This is a genomic window from Bacillus sp. FSL K6-1006, from assembly GCF_038593175.1.
GTDB lineage: Bacteria > Bacillota > Bacilli > Bacillales > Bacillaceae > Bacillus > Bacillus safensis.
Map to the genome: position 1 here is coordinate 557,587 of NZ_CP151970.1, position 20,125 is coordinate 577,711.

Here is a 20,125-nt window from a genome sequence, read left to right on the forward strand (position 1 = left end):
AAAAGTATTGCTGTGACCGCAAAAAAACCGCAAAGGGGTAGATATAATGTACCTTTTTGTAATTCACCTTTGTAAAATAAAGGATGTTCTGACATAATACAATTAATTTAAATATTCGCACAATTTATGTAAGGATGGGGGAATTTTCTTGCGGGGTGTTTTCTTAGATAAAGATAAAATTCCGTACGACATAGTCACAAAAAAGTTAAATGATTGGTATACATCAATAAAAGATGATCAAGTTGAGCAGGCAGAGATTATAAAAATAGAAGTAGAGAAAGAATTGCTAAACATGGAAGAGAACCAAGATGCCTTGTTATATTATCAGCTATTAGAGTTTAGGCACGAGATAATGCTGAGTTATATGAAATCTAAGAAAATAGAAGATCTCAATATTGCTTATGAAACTATAAAAGAAATTGAGAAACAAGGGCAATTAACTGGCATGTTGGAATATTATTTTTACTTTTTTAAGGGTATGTATGAGTTTAGGCGAAAAGAATTAACTTCGGCGATAAGTGCCTATCGAATAGCTGAATCAAAGTTGTCGGAAGTTGAGGACGAAATAGAAAAAGCAGAGTTTTTTTCAAAGTGTCCTATGTATATTATTATATGAAACAAACATATTTCTCCATGAATTATGCAAATCGTGCACTCAAAATATTTAGAGAGTATGAAGAGTATGCGGTCCAAACTGTGCGTTGTCAATTTATTGTAGCAGGAAACCTGATCGATTCTTTAGAATATGAAAGAGCCTTGGAACAATTTTTAAATTCTTTGGAAATTGCCAAGGAAAGTAACATAAAGCATTTAATTGCAATGTCACACATGAATATTGGGATTTGTTATGATGAATTGAAAGAATATAAAAAGGCTTCACAACATTTAATTTTGGCTTTGGAAATTTTCGAAAAATCAAAACATAGTTTCTTAACAAAGACTTTATTCACTTTAACCTATGTTGAAGCAAAACAACAAAATTATGATGTTGCTTTGACATACTTTAGGAAAGGGCGATCTATTGCTGATAAAAGTGATGATAAGGAATACTCGGCGAAATTCAAAATATTAGAGGGATTATTTTTTTCAGATGGCGAGACTCAGTTAATAAAGAATGCATTTTCATATCTGGCTTCGAGAAAAATGTTTGCTGATGTTGAGAATTTCTCAATAGAAGTTGCTGATTATTTTCATGAACAAGGAAATTTAAAGCTCTCTAATGAATATTATCGTATGAGTATTGAAGCAAGACGAAAAATTAAAAAAGGGGAGATTATTAATGAAAATCAGCCGGATTCTATTGGCAGTAGTGATTTTAAGTAGTGTTTTTTCAATAACTTATTTTCAAGGTGATCATAGTACAGAAGTCAAAGTGGCTGCAGATAGGGTAGGGGCGTAGATCAAAGCAAGAGTGGGAACAATATCAAAGAGATATGGAATACTTTTATTACGAGAGGGCAATGAGTGACATCTAGTGATGAGATGTAGAGTTCCGTTGGTCTCTAATAGGTGCCCAATTTGTGCCCAGAATTCATGAAAAATGATGAAAATAGGTGTAAATAAAATAAACAGATGCTTAGAATAAAAGCTTTTGTAACCCATGATATGTTTTTACTAGGTTGAGGGCCTAGTGGGTGAATAACCCGTGGAGGTTCAAGTCCTCTCGGCCGCATCTAAGAAACCAAAGGTTGTAGACCTTTGGTTTTTTTTTATCCTCTAAAGTATAGTTGCCAGTCATGATGCGGTTGTTGTCCATAAGAACATCATGAATAAATTCTTTTATTCAGCTTCTAGCTTCCTTTCATTTTTTATATTGTTAAATAAAGGTTTCGATGAGATAATTTGATAAAATGGAATTAAGTTGCATAAGGTCAACTTCAAAAAATTTATAAGCTCATGACCAATTCATGATTATCCAGAAAATACAGCGATTTGTGTCAACATAAAAATTGGTTGACTAAATTAGCCTGTCCCTATAAAACTATTCAATATGAAAAAGGAGTTATAGCATGATAAAAAGGTTTTCTCTAGTTTTACTTACTCTAATGATGTCTATAGTTGTTATGCTAGTGGCTGCCCAAAATTCCCCTGGAGATAATGTCATTTCATTTGATCAGCCTCGCATCTTAATAATATCAATTGGAATAGTGGTTTTTTTATTCATTCCTCCGTTGGTGATGTCTTTTTTCAGTAACTTGATTGTGAGAACTATATCTGGTGTATACCAATGTTTTATTGTTCTCTCTTTTCTGGTACTAATTCCAATAGGATTTTTTATTCCAGATGGCTTTTTGACAATTGTTGTTTCTATCGCAGGAACTTTAGTCAGCGTAGCTAGTCTTATAGTAACTTTAATAATAGATAGGAATAAAAATGTTGAATATTAGCTGAAATAGAAATGACATCAATTTTCTAAGAGTACAGTAATGTTTTCGTTATTACCACTTTATGAACTTGTTTATTCCTTTCGAGATTGAACGTCCATTTTGTAGAAAAAATTATCTTAAAGTCAGAGAAGAACAAAATTATGTGGGATCGTTGATTTTGTTCTTTTAAATCCTAAATTGCAATTATTTCCGATTCATGTTACAATAAGAATAATTATTTTTGTTCGGCGTAAAGGATAGCATGAAGAAAGACTTTTCGTCTTGAGGATACTTTGGGCAAGGATAGTATAATACATTGTGTGGTATACGCACGAGGAGGCAACAAACATGGAACAAGGTACAGTAAAATGGTTTAACGCAGAAAAAGGTTTTGGATTTATCGAACGTGAAGAAGGCGACGATGTATTCGTACATTTCTCAGCTATCCAAGGTGACGGATTCAAATCTTTAGACGAAGGTCAAAAAGTAACATTTGACGTAGAGCAAGGTTCTCGTGGAGCTCAAGCTGCTAACGTTCAAAAAACTGCTTAATCTTCATCCTTTTAAAACAGGTTCTCTGTAGAGAGCCTGTTTTTTTATGCTTTCACGCATTTTTTCAATAAAAAACCCTACTCAGCGTACAAGTAGGGAGGTGTTACAAGGTAATCGTAAAAAAATTCATGCTTCAAAGGTTTATCAACAGTATAGCATATTGGATTTACAATATGCGGAATTTGCCTAAATAAATTCTTTTTTTCTTTAATAAATTGAAGGATGGACATGTTCGTAGAGAACTTGTATTCAAAAATGGTGAGTGTGGAAGAGGTTCTTAACAGAAACTTTTGATTTGTTTTTCTGTAATTCCTTTGATGACTTCTAATTCACTTAGCAAAAATTCATGGGCATCATCCAGCATTTTCTTTTCACTTGCATTGAGTGCTTTCTCTTTCTTCATACGCATCAGATCACGCACAACTTCAGCACCTTCTTGGATGTTACCCGTTTTTATTTTGTTTGTGTTAATTGTATGCCGTTCTTTCCATGTCAGTAATTGATCTGATTTGCCATGCTGGAAAATGTGCATTACATTCTTTAAAGCCAGTATATCTGTAACAGGTCTAATACGTGAACCTGACATTTTCCGTGTTGGAATCATTACTTTCATATGACTGATTGACATTTTAATCACATAATACTGTTGTTTTTCATCAGAGAATTCTTTTTCTTCTATGGCTTCAATTATACCTGCTCCGTGCATTGGATAAACAATGTTATCACCAATTTGAAACATATCATCCACCTCCATATAATGTATCTACTTTAAGGGTACCACACTTAGAGGTTAAATAATCAAATTTTTAATAATAACATGTTTATTTATTTGTTGTCAATAAATTTTGTTCTAAAAAAGGGGGTTATTTTGTGGGAATTTTGGATGTGATTTTTTTCATTTGAACATATCCTCCTCGCTATAAGAAAAACAGGAGATATCCACAATAACAGCTCGGGTGCCAGCCTTTATATCCGTATCAAGTCATTGAAACGTAAACAGCTGTTTATGAGGAAATCATGTTAAAAAAAGACCAGCCATTGAGCTAGTCTTTCAAAAAAGAATCCGATCATAATGTCGAAATATCAATCACAAACCGGTAACGAACATCACTTTTCAGCACCCGTTCATACGCTTCATCAACTTGATTAGCGTTGATCACTTCAATTTGTGGCGCAATGTTATGAGCAGCTGCGAAATCGAGCATTTCTTGTGTTTCTTGGATGCCGCCAACGAGTGAACCAGCTATGCTGCGGCGGCCGGAAATTAATGAAAAGACGTGGAATTGATCCGGCTTAGGCGGTGCACCGACGTTCACCAAGGTTCCATCTACACGGAGTAAGGACAAATAGGCATCCACGTTAATGTTGGCAGAGACCGTATTGAGAATAAGGTCGTACTGACCGGCTAGTGTCTGAAACGTATCAGGATCACTTGTAGCAAAATAGTCTTTTGCACCAAATGATAGGGCCTCTTCTTTTTTATTCAAAGAGCGGCTCAATACCGTCACTTCAGCGCCTAGAGCACTCGCGAATTGAATAGCAACATGGCCGAGCCCGCCCATTCCGACGATCGCAACCTTTTTGCCAGGGCCTGCCTTCCAGTGCTTTAATGGTGAATAAGTTGTAATGCCAGCACAGAGAAGAGGGCTTGCGGCATCAAGGGGCAGTTGATCAGGAATGCTGACGACAAATCGTTCAGTCACGACAATTTTTTGACTGTAGCCGCCATAAGTCGGCTCCCCGTCATAGTCACGGCTGTTATACGTTTGGACGACCCCTTTTGTGCAATACTGCTCGTCTCCATTTTGACAATATTCACAGGTGCCGCAGGAATCCACAAAGCAGCCAACGCCTACACGGTCTCCGATCTGAAACTTCGTCACATCATCCCCTACAGCTGTAACGACCCCAGTGATCTCATGACCTGGAACCATCGGGAAAATGCCGCCGCCCCATTCATCAAAAGCGCTGTGGATATCTGAATGACAGATCCCGCTAAATTGAATATCAATTAAAATATCATGTGGACGAAGCGCTCTTCTTTCAATGGTCGTCCGTTCAAAATTCGCTTTTGCATGTGATACACTTAAAACGTTTGATTGGTGCGTCTGACACATTCTTGATCATCCTTTCAAAAATAAGATTCGATTCTTTCCTCTATACTGTACGTCTTAAAGTGAACTATAAGTCAACAGAAAACCTTCTGTAATAATAAATCCAGGCTGTTACAACATTCTTGATATCAAGAATTGAGCCAAAAGCATCTTGCTTTCTTTTTCAAAATGGAGATGATGAGGAAAGGGAGATCGGAAGGTAAGAGAAAGAAGGAGGGCACAATGAAAATAGCACAAGCAGCAAAACAGCTTGATTTATCCACTGCGACACTTAGATATTACGAAAATATTGGTTTGATTAGGGAAATCAAACGTGATGATCATGGGATTCGTGATTATACAGAGGATGATCTTCAATGGATTGAATTTATCAAGTGTATGAGAAATGCAGGGCTCTCGATTGATGCGCTTAGAGAATATACAGCCTTATTTTTTGAGGATGATGATCATACGTTATCTTCGCGAAAAAACATTTTGGTCAATGAACGAGAAAGACTCGTCCAAAAACAAAAGGAAATCGAAGAGACCATTAAACGATTGGATTTCAAAATAGAAAGTTATGAAGATATTATCCACAATCATGAGAAAAAACTCGCTCATCAGCTGAAAACTCATTCTAATTAAACGAAGAAAAACCTGTGACTTGTCACAGGTTTTTTGATAGAGTTATCTTTTTGTGTAACGCACCCAGTTATAATGTGCGTGGAGTGGGGTAACACCGTTGTAGGAGCCGAGCCATTCATCGACACCTGCACCATTCCACAGGTTCATCATAATTTTCCCTGGTGTTTGAGGAATTTGAGTGGTGGCGGTATGTTTTAATTGTCCATCGACATACCATTTGATAGAGTTTGGCTGCCAGTCAAATGCATACGTGTGATAAGAGTTCGCTGCATCGAAACCAAGGTTGACGATCTTTTCATGATTTCCTACACCATTGGTATAGTAGTTAAACTGTACCTTTGTCGTATCTTTTCCTAGAAATTCAATGTCAATCTCATCCCAAGGCGTGCCATCAGTCGGTCCCGTATAAGTGAAGAAAGAAGAGACGATCCCCACATTTTTGGCTGGCTTCATGTTGACTTCATATAGCCCATAGCCGTACGTTTGAACGGAGCGGTTTTCTCCGCAGTCAAATTTATTATAGGCGGGACTTGTGAGCGATAAACGCATTTCACCTGATGAGGTCATCGACACGTTATTTGCACGCCACGTACAGTTAAACATGTTTCCATTCGAGTATCCATCGGCTTTTTGCCATAACCCCGTATTATAGTTGTTAAAAGGTTCATAAAACGATCCACCCGTTTGTGCCGAGGCACCCGCTGTAAATGTGGACAAACTCAAGACTAATCCAGTGACAAGCAGCATCAACATTCGTTTCATACGGTACATATTCGCATTCTCCTCTCCTTTTATGGAAGCGCTTTCTTTATTGATCATACATGATTCTTTCAAAAGGGAAAATCCGTCTAAATAATGATAAACAGTGTGCATTATTTAATAGAATTGAAAGAAGGATCATAAGTAAAAAATAATGATTGACATTGCGGACAGTTGTCCGTAAGATAATATCGGGACAATTGTCCTAAGAAAAACCTAAAGTGTTTTGATTTAACACATAGAGATAAGTGTCATGTGGATGAAGGTAAAGAAGGTGAGCATGGTGGAAAAGGATATTGGGGAGGAAATTGAAGAGATTGCTTTCTCCTTGTTTCAAGAATTTGGTGTAGAAAATGTCAGTATGCATAAAATTGCGAAAACAGCTGGTGTTGGGCAGGGTACTCTTTACCGCCGCTACGCCAATAAAAGTGATTTGTGCCTTTCTATCCTTGGGGAGAGATTTGAACAGCTGATACCAGCTTTGCATCTTTACTTGAGCAAAATAAGTGATCAGCCGGTCCGTGAACGTTTGCGCTACGTTCTTGAAGAAATTCATCTCATCGTCGGTCACCATCTAGACTGGATTCGGATGCTCACAATTTCTGGGAATTTAGAGCAGACAAGTAAAGTGTATGAGAGTCATTACAGTCAATCACTTAGACAAATCATTCGTGATTTGCTTGAAGAAGCGAGAGAAAAGGGTGAAGCGAACATACAGGATATAGAACTGACAACGTTATGTATGTCCTCTCCAATGACGCCTGAGCTCATGTTTTATATACATGAATCCGGCTATTCAATCGAAAGAATCGCTCAATTTGCTGCAGAAAAACAGATTTTATCCGTCTTTCAATAGACATGAAAGTGGCTCATTTCTGACCACCCTGACTTCCTAAGGTTCATCTAAATTGAAAAAGAAAAGGAGCCAACTTAATATGAACAAACAGAAAGCAGCAGCTTCTGACATTCGAACGCTGCCCATAATTATTTCTTTTATCACGGCTGGATTTATTGGCCTGTTCAGTGAAACGGCATTAAACATGGCGCTGAGAAGTTTAACGTTAGACTTTGGAATTGAAGCGACGACTGCTCAGTGGCTGACAACAGGATATTTATTAACACTTGGTATTCTCGTACCGATTTCAGGACTCATTCTTCAATGGTTTACGACAAGACAGCTTTTCATTACATCGCTTGTCTTTTCGATCATCGGAACATTTATTGCGGCGGTTGCGCCGGTCTTTAGTATTTTAATGGTAGCACGTGTCGTGCAGGCAGTCGGTACAGCATTGCTTCTGCCATTGATGTTTAATACGATTTTGGTCATCATCCCGCCTCATAAACGAGGCAGATCGATGGGGATTATTGGTCTTGTGATCATGTTTGCACCAGCAGTCGGTCCAACCGTCTCCGGTCTTATTCTGAAATCGCTGACGTGGCATTGGATTTTCTGGATTTCACTTCCTTTATTAATGGCTGCACTCGTATTTGGTTATATCTTTATGCAAAATATTACAGAACCAACAAGACCGAAAATCGACATCTTATCAATTGTGCTTTCAACCATTGGTTTCGGCGGAATTGTGTATGGCTTTAGCAGTGCCGGTGAAGGCGGCGGCTGGAGCAGTATGCATGTCATCGTTGCAATTGTAGTTGGTGTCATAGGAATCCTTGTGTTCTCTTTAAGACAGTTGAACATGAAAGAACCAATGCTGAACTTAAGCCCGTTTAAATATCCGATGTTTGTCATTGGGTTGCTTCTAATTTTAGTGTGTATGATGGTGATGCTGTCTGCTATGATGATTTTGCCATTGTATCTGCAAACATCCTTGGCGCTTTCTACATTTACAGCAGGTTTAATGCTGTTGCCAGGTGGAATTATCAACGGACTCCTATCTCCAATCATGGGTGGTCTATTTGATAAGTTTGGTCCAAAATGGCTTGTCATTCCAGGTCTTGTCATTGTCGCAGCGACGATGTTTGGCTTTACGAATCTAAGTGTGAATACGTCGATTGGATTCATTGTCACCCTTCATATTACATTAATGATCGGAATCGCGATGATCATGATGCCTGCTCAAACAAATGGATTGAATCAGCTGCCGCCAGAGCTATATCCGCATGGTACAGCGATTATGAATACATTGCAGCAAGTGTCAGGAGCCATTGGTACAGCGGTCGGTATCTCGATCCTTTCTTCAGGCGCCCGCAGCTTTATGGAAAATGTGTCTGATCCCGCAAATCCGGTGAATCAGCTGCTCGCCTTTACAAATGGCGTCCAGCATGCATTTATCTTTGCAGTAATCATGACCATCGTTGGTTTAATTATTGCTTTCTTCATTAAACGAGTGAAGGTAGAACAGCAAGTATCATAAGAGAAATCAAAAGCACTGAGGACATAGCGCCGCAGTGCTTTTTTATTTGCTCAATGCTTGTTTCAAAGAGAGGGAAAAAGGGGAGATAGGTAAAAAGTGAACCAATATAAGTTGCTGTTGATTCGGTAGGAGGAAAAGAGGAAAAGGAAACGAATGAGTAACTAAGAAATGAATAAGATAGGAGTCTGAGATCATGAACTTAGAAGAACAAATCAAAATCGCTGCTTCATTACGCCAGCCATCTGAAGGTTCATTAGCGAGTCAATCGGAACTAAAGCCAGTAAATCCTCCTGAAGTGAACAAAATGGAATATGACATTCCAACAAGTGCTGGCGAAACAAAGGTGTGGGTATTTAAGCCAGTGAACACACAAAAACAGCTGCTTCCTGTTTTTGTGAATTTACATGGCGGCGGATTTATCATGGGCAGTGCTGAAATGGATAATCCCTGGTGTCCAGTCATTGCAGACCGGGCGCAATGTATCGTCGTCAATGTCGAGTATCAGCTTGCACCCGAGCACCCTTTCCCAGCCGCTCTTCATGAATGCTACGATGTACTGAAGTGGCTGTATGAACATCCTGAGGAGCTTCAAATCGATCGGAATGCATTAGCCATTGGCGGACATAGCGCAGGAGGAAATTTGGCAACGGCTGCTTGTCTATTGAATATTCAAAGAGGAAATACACTCCCAATTGCCTATCAAGTGCTTGATTATCCGCCGCTTGATCTAGCCACTGATCCAGCACAAAAGCCAGCGTTTGAAGAAGCGATCCCAGTTGAATTGGCGAGACTCTTTAATTCCTTCTATCTGCAAGGTCAAGATCCGCACAATCCGCTCGTTTCTCCGGTTTTTGCAGATCGTTCATCCTTAGCACAAATGCCTCCAGCTCTCGTCATCACAGCTGAAAGAGATTCGCTAGCTCAAGAAGCCGAACAATATGCGAAGAAGTTAAAAGAAGCAGGGGTAGATGTCACGTACAGACAGTTTAAAGGAGTTCCTCACGGCTTCACACACGCCGGAGATTTAGCCATAGCTGAAGAGGCTTGGCATTTGATGGGGGATCAACTAAAGAAAGCGTTTGAATAAGAAAAGTAGAGTGATTCAAAAGCACAGGAGACAATGGGCCTGTGCTTTTATTACTGTTTCTGAAAAAGAAAAGTGAATGTAAAAAGGGTCAGATATTTTTCCTCGTTGTCGATATAATAGGAAGAATAGATGATCTCTCAAAAGGAGCTAATGAAATGAAAAAAGAACAGCTACAGGCATTTTGTCTTTCTTTAAAAGGAGTCACCCATGATTATCAGCCAGAATGGCAGGCAGATCGTTATCATATTGGCGGTAAGATGTTTGCTATGATGGGCGGAGATGCGAATCGAAAGCCTGTCATCACGTTAAAATGTGACCCTCAACGTGCTGAAGAACTAAGAGAGGCGCATGAGGGGATAATTCCGGGCTATTATATGAATAAGACTCATTGGAATTCCATTTACCTTGATGCAGACATTCCATCCTCATTTGTAGAGGAGTTAATCGAACATTCCTATCAATTAGTTTTTCAAAAATTAACAAAAAAATCTCAACATGATATCCTCCTAAATGATTCAAAAGGAAATGACTGAGGAGCTGTCCTAAGTTAGACATGCTGCCCTTTGACTCTCTTCAAAATTGACTTGAGCGAAACGCTGTCGTTATAATTTAACCAGTTAGAAGACGCGAATAGGGGGATATAAAATGAGTTATACAGTCATTACAGGAGCAAGCTCAGGTATTGGATATGAGGCGGCTCTCGCCTTTGCAGCACGAGGGAAAAATCTTATATTAGCTGCACGGCGGCTTGATAAACTCCAAGAATTGAAGAAGAAGATTCATGATCAATATCCCGATATCAAAGTAGTCATACAGTCAGTCGATTTAACAAACATAGAGCAAGTGTATTCATTTTATGAATCATTGTCAGATTATGAGCTGGATACGTTCATTAATAATGCAGGGTTTGGTCACTTTGGCTCTATAGGAGAACAAGATTTAAGTAAAATAAGGGATATGCTTCATCTGAATATCGAAGCATTAACGATTCTATCCACCTTATTTGTTCGTGATTATGAGCAAGTAGAGGGAGCGCAGCTCATTAACATTTCTTCACGAGCCGGTTATACAGTCGTCGGCAATGCCGTCACCTATTCAGCCACGAAGTTTTACGTGAGTGCCTTTACAGAAGGACTGGCACTAGAGTTGAAAGGAAAAGGAGCCAAATTACAGGCGAAAATATTAGCACCTTCCGCGACAGAATCAGAATTTGCAAAGCGTTCATTGGATGTAGACGAATTTGAATATGAAGGCAATTTCAAGAAATATCATACATCAAAAGAAATAGCAGCTTGTCTGCTTGAGCTTTATGACAGTGAAAAAACAGTCGGTATTGTGGACGGAAAGACATTCGAATTTGAATTAAAAGATCCGATCTTTTCACATGCTGGTACAAGTATGAAATAACGATTCCCATCACTGAGGTAGATTTCCTCAGTGATTTTTTTTATGGCATGATTGACTGTGTGTACAAGCATAGGAGGGGATCTGGTGACGTATGTAACAAGTGGAGAGGTATGTCAGCTACCCTTACCAGATTAACAGTGATCACTGCACTGAAAGATGTCTGCTGGGTCAAGCGTATTTGGATCACTGAAAACGCCTAATAAAAACAACCTACACATTAAATGCTTTTTTGCTGTAGTAAAGACATATATTAAAATATGAAAACCACTCAGAATAAAACCTGAGTGGTCTTTGTCCATTTAAATGTCATTAAAATCTAATCCAAGATTCTTTTTCATTTGAATCTCTAAGTAATCTCTTTTTAAAAATTTTCCGTTTCGAAATTCTGGAGAAAAGATTTGAGGATTGAACAATTCTAGTCCGTTTTCAATCCAATGTTTTCTCCAAATGATATGGGATTTTTCAACAATTTCTTGGTCTGTTAACCCTTCATGATCAAATTCAACACAATCAAAATCATCTACTCCGAACTCAAAACCGCAACATGGACAAATCTCGTTACTACCTGCAAAATCGGAATAGTAAGGTCTTTCTTCTAATTCATTATAGCCACAAATTAAACAAACGTTTTTATTCATTTCTACTGGTCCTTCCAATAATTAATTCCTCTTTTAGGCTTGAAAAAAGTGATAATGACATCTTTATCTTTTTGTTTCTCTACAGATAAAAATTCATTTGTTTTTTTATTATATTTATAATAACGGTGTTTACCATTAAATTTTTTCTTGCTTTTCTTTTCTAAAATATTGTTGCTCTTACTTGCTCCTAATAGTTTGCGTGCTTTATTTAAATACTCAGATTTGGTAATGTTACCAAATTCTTTTTTGTGTTTCTTATAATGATAGTCTAGTCGTGACATACTCACTTTTTTGACTGCGTTTGAAGTAGTGGTTTTCTTACCATGTTTTTTAACAGCATTTTTAACAGCAGTTTTACCAAACTTCTTTATTGCTTGGTTAATTCCAACACGAGCAATATAGATTGCTACGACTACTAAAGGATACCATGATGCTTGAATTTGTGAGTCACTTACTGTGTACTCCTCGCCAGTTTCAATATCCACTAATAAGAGATGAGGGTCGCTTTTTTCAGCAACATCAATATCTGCTATTTCAAAATTATATTTTACAGTCTCTTTTGTGTCTTCATCAACAATTTCAGCCTCAACCATTGGTAATTGTTCTGATTCTTGAGATAAAATCACTTTACTGTTGATCAATAAATTTTCGTTTTCAACACTTACTTCAAGTTCCTGTTCATTATTCGTGTTTTTTATGACCTCTGTACTATGCAATTCTCCCGTGTTTTGTAGAGTGTTAATAGCATTTGAATTAATTTCGTCATGTTCATTTGAATTCATAGTCGCATTAGAAATGCTAGGTCCAATAATTGAAAATATCATTACTAAACATATTACTTTAATAATATTCTTAAACATCATATACTCCTAATTCTTATTTAATAATAGGCCATAACCATAGGTTGAATCTCGTTCGTCATTATTCAGCGTTTGAGTTTTCTGTTTTAATCTGTGAAGAATATCTTTAAAAGGTAGCGAAAAGTCATCTGGTATTAGCTTGGAAATATACCCTGTAGCATTTGCTGTAGCAAAAGAAGTACCGCTTAAAACTTTAACTTCAGCCAATTTTTTTATTTTCACTGTTTCTACATCTACACCAAGAGAAACAAAGTCGATTTTTCCTTTAGCTGCAAATTTATATATCTTATTTTTAGAATCAACAGCAGAAATAGAAATCACGTTATTATAACGAGCAGGATAATCACTTTTTAAACCAAATTTATTACCTGCAGCAGCTATAATTAAAATATTATGACTAACGACTTCGTCAATCTTTTTTTTAAGTTTTACATTATTCTCAGAAAGACCAAAACTCATATTGATGAGATTCACTTTGTTTTCAATACACCAATCTAATGCTTTGATTAAAGTTTCTACACTTGTGTTTCCATTCTCGTCTAAAATATTTCCATCATAAAAATCTATGTTCTCATTGTTTTTATTAATAATTTCAGCAATAGCAGAACCATGTCCGAAAGAATCCATCACTGTCTGTTTATTATCAAAGCGCTTTATAACAGAAACATCAACATGATTTACGTCAATACCGCTATCTATGACTGCTATTTTAATGTTGTGATCACTTTTAGGTATGTAAATGAAAACAATTGTGAATATGATGAACAAGAAAAGAAAAATAAACTTTATTTTCATATTACCTCCTTTATAGTATATTCTACTCACGTAATTAACTTTTTCCATATATAAATAATTTTGTTAAGGTAAATTTAGGGTTAATTAGTTTATTTTTATAATTTTGTTTATATTTTAAAGTAACTCATTAAAAATATAAAGATTATTCCCAGCATTTGGTTCTATATCTTTTGCCTCATGCCGATGAATGAAGGTATGGTATAAAGTAAAGCCTATAGAAAGAGATTTAGCCATGAAATCCATCAAATGAGGAAAAGAGATGATCCAATGAACATGACAAAATGGTTAGGTGCTGTCCTTCTTTCTGTTTTATTACTGGTGACAGCAGCCTGTGCGAACACGGGCACTCAAGAGAATAGTCAAAATGAAAAAGAGAACGTATCGAGTGAAACAAAAGAGAAAAACAAGGTCGTTGAAACAGGGAATAAGTCCTTATCAAATATTAAGGTATTAGCCACAGGCGGGACGATTGCTGGCAGTTCAGACAGTGATACAGATACGACGGGCTATAAATCTGGTTCACTCGGCATTGATAAAGTCATTGCTTCCGTTCCACAGCTGAAGGATATTGCAAATGTCACGGGTGAGCAGGTTGCGAATGTCGGCAGTGAAAATGTTGATAACGCTCTTCTTTTAAAATTAGCCAAGCGAGTGAATGAACTATTAAAAGATGATCAAGTTGATGGCATTGTCATCACGCATGGAACAGATACACTTGAAGAAACAGCTTACTTTTTACATCTGGTTGTTAAAAGTGATAAGCCTGTGGTGGTCGTTGGCTCAATGAGACCAGCATCGGCAATCAGTGCGGATGGTCCGCTTAACTTGTATCATGCGGTGAAAATTGCATCAGCCAAAGAAGCAAAGGGCAAAGGGGTCATGGTCACATTAAATGACCGAATTGCATCAGCTCGATTTGTTACAAAAACAAACACGACCACAACCGATGCCTTCAAGTCACTTGAGCAAGGATACATCGGAGAAGTTACTGGTGAAGTGGTGTCCTTTTATAACGAACCGACAAGAAAACATACGACTGAAAGTGAATTTGATGTATCAAAGATAAAAGAATTGCCGCAAGTTGATATTTTATACGGCTATCAAAATGATCAAAAATATATGTATGATGCCGCAGTCAAAGCAGGTGCGAAAGGAATTGTCGTGGCTGCAGCAGGAAATGGAACGATGTCTACAGAAGCCATCAAAGGGGCAACAGATGCAGTGAAAAAAGATGTGGTTGTTGTGAGATCAAGCCGTACGGGGAATGGAATTGTCACCCGCGAAAAAACGGATGATGAACATCACTTTGTGTCCTCTGATTCATTAAACCCGCAAAAAGCACGTATTCTGCTCATGCTGGCACTGACGAAGACAAAAGATCCAGTTAAAGTGCAAAGGTATTATGAACAGTATTAATGAAGAAAAAGACCCAAGTCATATTGGGTCTTTTTTTATGCATGTTTCTGATGTTCAGCACGTTCCTTTAAAGAGAGTAAAATATCTCGCCAAATATCGTCTATATCAGTAAGAAAGTGCCCCGCTTGATCTATATAATGGGTTTTGACGTTTGGAATCTCCTGAGCTATTTTTTCTATTTCTACAAATGGAGCCATTGTATCTTCTTTTCCATGCCATACATCAACAGGGATTTGAATATCTTTCATATCGAATGCCCATGGTTTTGAGAGTAAAATGGGTTCACGAATACATTCATCCACTGATTGACGAGTCGCTTCGTGTAAATGTGTCATCATCATCTCTAACTGCTCATCGGTTTGAAGGAATTGCCGATCCCATGGATGTAAATGCTTGTTCCCGTTTTTGGCCAGTTTTTTAAATTTCTCTGGTTTGTTCTCAATCATTTTTTTCTGGGAACGGTAGCTTGCTTTCAATAGCCAAGGAAACTTCTTACTAAGGAAAAAGGCTAATTTATTTTCTTTTAGCATACTTTTCGGCGGTTTTCCGCCTTGAAAAGGGGTTGTACTTGAGATCAGAGCGGCTGAAAGGACGCGATCCGGCAATTGATAGGCACAACCAGCTGCGAATGCGCCGCCTCCAGATACACCCATCACTGAAAAATGTTGAATGCCAAGATCATCTGCCACTTCCAGCACGTCTTTTGCCCAGTCTAAAATTGTGCGGTCAGGTAGAGGGGTGGATAAACCGAATCCAGGTCGATCCAAACAGATGAGACGAATGCCGAGCTCTTGAGAGATTGGATCATCATTTAAAAACATCACTCTTGATCCAGGTGTTCCATGAAAAAAGAATACTGGAAACCCTTCAAGATCACCGTATTGAGTCAAACCGATGTGACGGCCATCTTGTAAATGAATGCTTTGCATATTTTCACCTCCTTAATAGTTTAGATAACTTAAATGTCAGTGAGAGAAACACCGTATTAAGGCGCTTCTTTTGCAATCTGATAGATTTTTTCGTATAGAGATAGTAATGTTTTTAAATCTTCTTTTGGAAGCTTTGCATAATATTTTTGAATAAGGTGCAATTGAATGTCTTCCGTATTCTTGTGGTAGTCATGGCCCTTTTGAGCAAAGTCAACAATGATTTCTCTTCGGTTATGTGGATTAATTTCTCGTTTGACATAGCCGAGCTGCTCAAGCTTTGATACAAGCTGGCTAGCTGCGCTGGCAGAAATCGAAAAGTAATCAGCTAATTCATTGATTGTTCTCGTTTTCGTGCGCAGCAGCTCAAGTGTCAGCTCTTGTTTGGCTGATAAATCTGCATACTCATGTTTTAAAAATCGTTGATACTCTTCTACATAAATTGAGCCTAGAGCATTCGAGTATTCAATGATCTTTTTACCGTAATGAATGATTTCCTCATCCAATGACATCACCTCTCTTCTATTATAGGCAATCTTTATATTTAAGTGAAGTTAAATATAAAGAAAAGTTAAATGAATGACGGATATATTTGAAAGGAGATCACCGGTATATCCACTTTTTCATCAAAAAGGGACATAGTATACTTCCCATGACCCCTGCACATTCATAAAATGTGGTTGGTTTGAATTTGAACACGTAGTACGCCAAAGCAGCCATGAAAAGGTCGCAGAAGAAAAATACATATAAGTCCTTTTTGGTGATAGCGCAAATGACTGTTCTGTTTGTTTTCACATGAATCACTCCTTATGAAGTCGATGACCTTTTCATTGTATTATAAGGAAAATCCATTTATAATTAAAAATAAACCAACTGGTCGGTTTTATTTAGTCTGCATGAAGAAATGCAGGGTAGAAAGGGATTGTGACACATGACAAGTACACAAAGCGGGGCTGGAAAGAGTGAGAAGACGAAGCAAAAAATCGTCACCGCTTCTCGTGATTTATTTGCGAAAAAAGGTTATTCAGAAACATCCGTGCGTGATATTTTAGAGGCTGCTGAGGTGAGTAAAGGCAATCTCTATCATCATTTCAAAGGAAAAGAGTTTTTGTTTCTTCATATTATGGAAGAGGATCATCGTTTGATGATGGAAACGTGGCAAGAGGAGAAGAAAACACTGAACCGAGCTATCGACAAGCTTGCCGGGTTTGCAGAACTGCTCAGTCAAATGGGCATTAACTACCCATTAATGAGAGCGAGTGAGGAATTTTGTGCCAGTGCCTTTACATCAGACGAAGTCATGGAACGGCTGAACAAGATTGATGTCGATTTTGATGATGTGATGAGAGATATCTTACTTGAAGGAAACAAAGATGGCAGCTGGTCAATCCAGCATGTGGAGTCAAAAGTGAAAATATTACTTTCCGTTTTTTATGGATTAGACGTGTTATATAAAAATGACACCATCGAGCAGAAGAAAGAGTTACAAAAAGAGGCGATCTCATTGTTTATTCACGGAATCAACCATCATGAGTAACAAGTGAGTCAGTAAAGGGGAAACAAACATCATGCAAAAACCGATTCGTGAGCAAAAAGCAGTACTCGTTATTTTATTAAGTAATATATTTATTGCGTTTTTAGGCATCGGTCTCATTATTCCTGTCATGCCGCTATTCATGAATGTCATGCATCTAACAGGAAGTACAATGGGATACCTTGTGGCGGCGTTTGCCGTTGCTCAGCTCATCGCATCACCTATTGCAGGTAGATGGGTAGACCGCTACGGAAGAAAGATTATGATTGTGTCTGGGCTGTTTCTATTCGCATTATCAGAACTCGTTTTTGGTCTTGGTACACACGTGTATGTTCTGTATGTTGCAAGGCTTCTAGGCGGTATTAGTGCGGCATTTATTATGCCGGCTGTCACTGCGTATGTCGCAGATATTACGACCGTTCAAGAAAGATCAAAGGCGATGGGTTATGTCTCTGCGGCCATTAGTACCGGTTTTATCATTGGCCCGGGAATTGGCGGGTTTATTGCAGAATACGGCGTACGCCTGCCATTCTTCTTTGCGGCAGGGATTGCGTTTATTGCCGTTATTTCGTCTATGTTTATGCTGAAGGAGCCTTTAACAAAAGAAGAGCGAGCGAAGCAAATGAATGAAGTGAAAGAATCGACTTTCTTTAAAGATTTGAAAAAATCAATTCATCCAAGCTACCTCATCGCCTTTATCATTGTGTTTGTCCTCGCATTTGGACTATCTGCATATGAAACAGTCTTTAGCTTGTTCACAAATCATAAGTTTGGATTTGGTCCAAAAGATATTGCCGTGATCATTACCGTCAGCTCGATTGTGGCTGTCATCATACAAGTACTTGTGTTTGGTAAACTGGTAAATGCCCTAGGAGAAAAAAGAGTCATTCAGCTATGTCTGATTATCGGGGCTGTCCTTGCTTTCGTTTCAACTGTTGTTTCAGGCTTTTTGGTTGTTCTGATTGTCACATGTGTCATTTTCCTTGCGTTTGATTTATTACGTCCAGCATTAACGACCTTCTTATCTAAAATCGCTGGCAACCAGCAAGGATTTGTCGCAGGAATGAACTCCACCTACACAAGCCTAGGTACGATTTTCGGGCCGGCACTTGGCGGCATCTTATTTGACCAAAATATTCACTTCCCATTTCTATTCGCAGGTGTTGTCTTATTTCTTGGATTAGGCTTAACCCTGATTTGGAAGGGAAAAGTGTCAGAAGAGGCAGCGGCAGAATAATGTCATGCAGAAGTAAGAGACCTTTTAACTAAGGTCTCTTTTTTTAATTGCGTTATTGATGCAGAAGAATTCCTTTTGCTGAAAAGAGACCTGAATGTCAGCAGCTTTTTCTTTATAATGGAAGGAAAGGAGGAGAAATCGTGCATCTCTTAGAACGGCAAAAGACACCATCAATGAAAAAAGGAATTCGGCAGATTGATCCGGCATATCCAGTGTTTGTAGATGCGGTCATGGATGGTTTTATTCAAGGAAATCTTTATGTAGATAATGAAGCGCATCCGCTTGTTTATTTTCTCGAAGCTTCATGCGGCATTTATTATGTAGCAGGAAGGAATGAAGCGGAGCTGTTACGCTGCTCAGCCTTTATTGTGGATGTGTACGAAAGGCAGAAAAGACAAAACGGCCGATTTACCATATTTTCAGCAAATCCATTAACAGATGCGATGATGAAAAAATGTCTTGGGTCACATCTGAATGAAATGGAAAGACATGCGTACGTTTATTCACAGGCATATTCTCATGCCACTCAGCCTCATCAAGGCTATAGAGTAGAGCGGACAAATGAGCAGGTGATGACTGCAAGCAGGACTTTTCCTCCCAGCTATTACGAAGCCTATTGGGGAGAAACAGCTCGTTTTCTATCAAAGGGAATCGGGATTGCCATTTTAGATGGAGAGAACGTGGTAAGTGAATGTGTCTCTATTTTTTCAAGTAAGGATCGTGCGGAGATAGATATTTGGACAGATGAAACATATCGAGGAAAAGGTTTGGCACTGCTGGCAGCTCAGCATATGATCAGCATCTGTCTTGAAAAAAAGAGGACACTGCATTGGGATTGCGATGTCCATCACCTAGCTTCAATCAAACTAGCAGAGAAGTTAGGCTTTCAGAGGCTCAAAACCTATCGATTGTTTTATGGTTCAAGATGAGAAGGTTTTGAGATACCAAGCATCCATTGCAGAATGCTCAGAGCCTTCAAGCGGTTCTGAAAGAAGAGAAAAGCCATACCGCTGATAAAGGCCTATAGCCGCTGTTAATTCCCGGCGCGTCTCTAAATAACACGTTTCATAGTATGTAGAGGCATATTCCAGCGCCGTATCCATCAGTTTTTTGCCCGCACCTTTTCCTTGTGCTTTTGGACTTAAATAAAGTTTTTGTAATTCACATACTCCATTTGTAAATGGAGCAATCCCTATACCGCCCACAATCTCACCCTGCTCTTCAGCAATCCAATAGGCTGCATGAGTCAATGATTGATAGTATTCGAAAAGCTGGTCAAGTTGGGGGTCAGTGTAGGCTGTTCCTTCAATCGCTAGATTCGCTGATTCTAGTGAGCTGCGGATGATCGCTGCGATATACGGGTTGTCTTTTTGCTCAATGGGTCTAATGTTCATTTGAAGTACCTCCATTGTTATGGGTTAGGAGTTGATATCAC

At 38.4% G+C, this 20,125-nt stretch carries 22 protein-coding genes and 1 pseudogene; 14 read left to right on the forward strand and 9 right to left on the reverse strand.

The features are described from left to right. Positions 1-148: 148 nt before the first annotated feature. The 4 genes and pseudogenes from rapI (at position 149) to NSS65_RS02745 (ending at position 2,918) form a co-directional block, all read left to right on the forward strand. Positions 149-1,323 (forward strand): annotated as a pseudogene (rapI, locus tag NSS65_RS02730) (response regulator aspartate phosphatase RapI). Beyond that, the gene (locus NSS65_RS02735; protein WP_326134995.1) at positions 1,280-1,399 is read left to right on the forward strand and encodes a phosphatase; all 120 of its coding nucleotides are present in this window, start codon (positions 1,280-1,282) and stop codon (positions 1,397-1,399) included. The pseudogene rapI and the gene NSS65_RS02735 overlap by 44 nt, the downstream one beginning before the upstream one ends. Before the next feature lie 610 nt (positions 1,400-2,009). Further along, complete coding sequence (locus tag NSS65_RS02740; protein ID WP_034284113.1) at positions 2,010-2,387, forward strand: hypothetical protein; 378 nt, start codon at positions 2,010-2,012, stop codon at positions 2,385-2,387. A 327-nt stretch (positions 2,388-2,714) separates the two neighbouring features. Then, complete coding sequence (locus tag NSS65_RS02745) at positions 2,715-2,918, forward strand: cold-shock protein (RefSeq protein WP_003214229.1); 204 nt, start codon at positions 2,715-2,717, stop codon at positions 2,916-2,918. Positions 2,919-3,195: 277 nt separating this feature from the next. Here NSS65_RS02745 and NSS65_RS02750 read toward each other — a convergent pair whose 3' ends face one another. Together NSS65_RS02750 and NSS65_RS02755 are read right to left on the reverse strand one after the other, a co-directional pair. Next, positions 3,196-3,657, reverse strand: a complete 462-nt coding sequence (locus NSS65_RS02750; RefSeq protein WP_098677662.1) for a CarD family transcriptional regulator — start codon at positions 3,655-3,657, stop codon at positions 3,196-3,198. Positions 3,658-3,985: 328 nt separating this feature from the next. Beyond that, positions 3,986-5,035 (reverse strand): NAD(P)-dependent alcohol dehydrogenase, encoded by a 1,050-nt coding sequence (locus NSS65_RS02755; protein WP_176967297.1) that lies wholly within the window; start codon positions 5,033-5,035, stop codon positions 3,986-3,988. 219 nt (positions 5,036-5,254) lie between these two features. Here NSS65_RS02755 and NSS65_RS02760 point away from each other — a divergent pair, with 219 nt between their 5' ends. After that, a complete protein-coding gene (locus NSS65_RS02760; protein WP_008346757.1) occupies positions 5,255-5,656 on the forward strand; it encodes a MerR family transcriptional regulator in 402 nt (133 codons plus the stop codon). A 42-nt stretch (positions 5,657-5,698) separates the two neighbouring features. On the opposite strand, the gene NSS65_RS02765 is transcribed toward NSS65_RS02760, so the two are convergent. Further along, on the reverse strand, positions 5,699-6,427 hold the full coding sequence (locus NSS65_RS02765; RefSeq protein ID WP_025093569.1) for a glycoside hydrolase family 16 protein: 729 nt from the start codon (positions 6,425-6,427) through the stop codon (positions 5,699-5,701). A gap of 271 nt (positions 6,428-6,698) precedes the next feature. On the opposite strand from NSS65_RS02765, the gene NSS65_RS02770 reads away from it, so the two are divergent. The 5 genes from NSS65_RS02770 to NSS65_RS02790 all read left to right on the forward strand — a co-directional run bounded on the left by NSS65_RS02770 (position 6,699) and on the right by NSS65_RS02790 (position 11,284). Then, positions 6,699-7,271, forward strand: a complete 573-nt coding sequence (locus NSS65_RS02770) for a TetR/AcrR family transcriptional regulator (RefSeq protein WP_025093568.1) — start codon at positions 6,699-6,701, stop codon at positions 7,269-7,271. A 79-nt stretch (positions 7,272-7,350) separates the two neighbouring features. Further along, positions 7,351-8,790 (forward strand): DHA2 family efflux MFS transporter permease subunit, encoded by a 1,440-nt coding sequence (locus tag NSS65_RS02775; RefSeq protein ID WP_065215272.1) that lies wholly within the window; start codon positions 7,351-7,353, stop codon positions 8,788-8,790. A gap of 193 nt (positions 8,791-8,983) precedes the next feature. Beyond that, complete coding sequence (locus NSS65_RS02780) at positions 8,984-9,877, forward strand: alpha/beta hydrolase (protein WP_065215271.1); 894 nt, start codon at positions 8,984-8,986, stop codon at positions 9,875-9,877. A gap of 155 nt (positions 9,878-10,032) precedes the next feature. Further along, the gene (locus NSS65_RS02785; protein ID WP_065215336.1) at positions 10,033-10,410 is read left to right on the forward strand and encodes an MmcQ/YjbR family DNA-binding protein; all 378 of its coding nucleotides are present in this window, start codon (positions 10,033-10,035) and stop codon (positions 10,408-10,410) included. 112 nt (positions 10,411-10,522) lie between these two features. Further along, complete coding sequence (locus tag NSS65_RS02790; protein WP_326134996.1) at positions 10,523-11,284, forward strand: SDR family NAD(P)-dependent oxidoreductase; 762 nt, start codon at positions 10,523-10,525, stop codon at positions 11,282-11,284. Positions 11,285-11,583: 299 nt separating this feature from the next. On the opposite strand, the gene NSS65_RS02795 is transcribed toward NSS65_RS02790, so the two are convergent. Genes NSS65_RS02795 through NSS65_RS02805 form a run of 3 tightly spaced genes read right to left on the reverse strand, consistent with a single transcriptional unit; the run spans position 11,584 to position 13,577 of the window. Further along, positions 11,584-11,940: a hypothetical protein gene (locus tag NSS65_RS02795; protein WP_326134997.1), complete on the reverse strand. Its 357-nt coding sequence runs from the start codon at positions 11,938-11,940 to the stop codon at positions 11,584-11,586. Further along, positions 11,925-12,782 (reverse strand): SAR2788 family putative toxin, encoded by an 858-nt coding sequence (locus NSS65_RS02800; protein ID WP_051627377.1) that lies wholly within the window; start codon positions 12,780-12,782, stop codon positions 11,925-11,927. Before NSS65_RS02800 ends, NSS65_RS02795 begins: the two co-directional genes overlap by 16 nt. Positions 12,783-12,791: 9 nt before the next feature. After that, positions 12,792-13,577 (reverse strand): S8 family serine peptidase, encoded by a 786-nt coding sequence (locus tag NSS65_RS02805; protein ID WP_051627376.1) that lies wholly within the window; start codon positions 13,575-13,577, stop codon positions 12,792-12,794. 267 nt (positions 13,578-13,844) lie between these two features. Between NSS65_RS02805 and NSS65_RS02810 the strand changes: the two genes are divergently transcribed. Then, the gene (locus NSS65_RS02810; RefSeq protein WP_034284104.1) at positions 13,845-14,993 is read left to right on the forward strand and encodes a type II asparaginase; all 1,149 of its coding nucleotides are present in this window, start codon (positions 13,845-13,847) and stop codon (positions 14,991-14,993) included. Between the two features lie 35 nt (positions 14,994-15,028). Here the strand turns inward: NSS65_RS02810 and NSS65_RS02815 are convergent, their stop codons facing one another. Both NSS65_RS02815 and NSS65_RS02820 read right to left on the reverse strand, forming a co-directional pair. After that, positions 15,029-15,922 carry an alpha/beta hydrolase gene (locus NSS65_RS02815; RefSeq protein ID WP_034284103.1) on the reverse strand — a complete coding sequence of 298 codons (894 nt, stop codon included), beginning with the start codon at positions 15,920-15,922 and terminating at the stop codon, positions 15,029-15,031. 56 nt (positions 15,923-15,978) lie between these two features. Next, positions 15,979-16,431: a helix-turn-helix domain-containing protein gene (locus NSS65_RS02820; protein WP_034284102.1), complete on the reverse strand. Its 453-nt coding sequence runs from the start codon at positions 16,429-16,431 to the stop codon at positions 15,979-15,981. A gap of 419 nt (positions 16,432-16,850) precedes the next feature. Between NSS65_RS02820 and NSS65_RS02825 the strand changes: the two genes are divergently transcribed. The 3 genes from NSS65_RS02825 (at position 16,851) to NSS65_RS02835 (ending at position 19,619) form a co-directional block, all read left to right on the forward strand. Beyond that, positions 16,851-17,456 (forward strand): TetR/AcrR family transcriptional regulator, encoded by a 606-nt coding sequence (locus tag NSS65_RS02825; protein ID WP_034284099.1) that lies wholly within the window; start codon positions 16,851-16,853, stop codon positions 17,454-17,456. A gap of 31 nt (positions 17,457-17,487) precedes the next feature. Then, positions 17,488-18,690 (forward strand): tetracycline resistance MFS efflux pump, encoded by a 1,203-nt coding sequence (locus NSS65_RS02830; protein WP_034284096.1) that lies wholly within the window; start codon positions 17,488-17,490, stop codon positions 18,688-18,690. A gap of 140 nt (positions 18,691-18,830) precedes the next feature. Then, complete coding sequence (locus tag NSS65_RS02835) at positions 18,831-19,619, forward strand: GNAT family N-acetyltransferase (protein ID WP_176967291.1); 789 nt, start codon at positions 18,831-18,833, stop codon at positions 19,617-19,619. Here the strand turns inward: NSS65_RS02835 and NSS65_RS02840 are convergent. Next, positions 19,611-20,084 (reverse strand): GNAT family N-acetyltransferase, encoded by a 474-nt coding sequence (locus tag NSS65_RS02840; protein WP_034284091.1) that lies wholly within the window; start codon positions 20,082-20,084, stop codon positions 19,611-19,613. The two genes, NSS65_RS02835 and NSS65_RS02840, sit on opposite strands and share 9 nt — an antisense overlap. Positions 20,085-20,125: the final 41 nt, after the last annotated feature.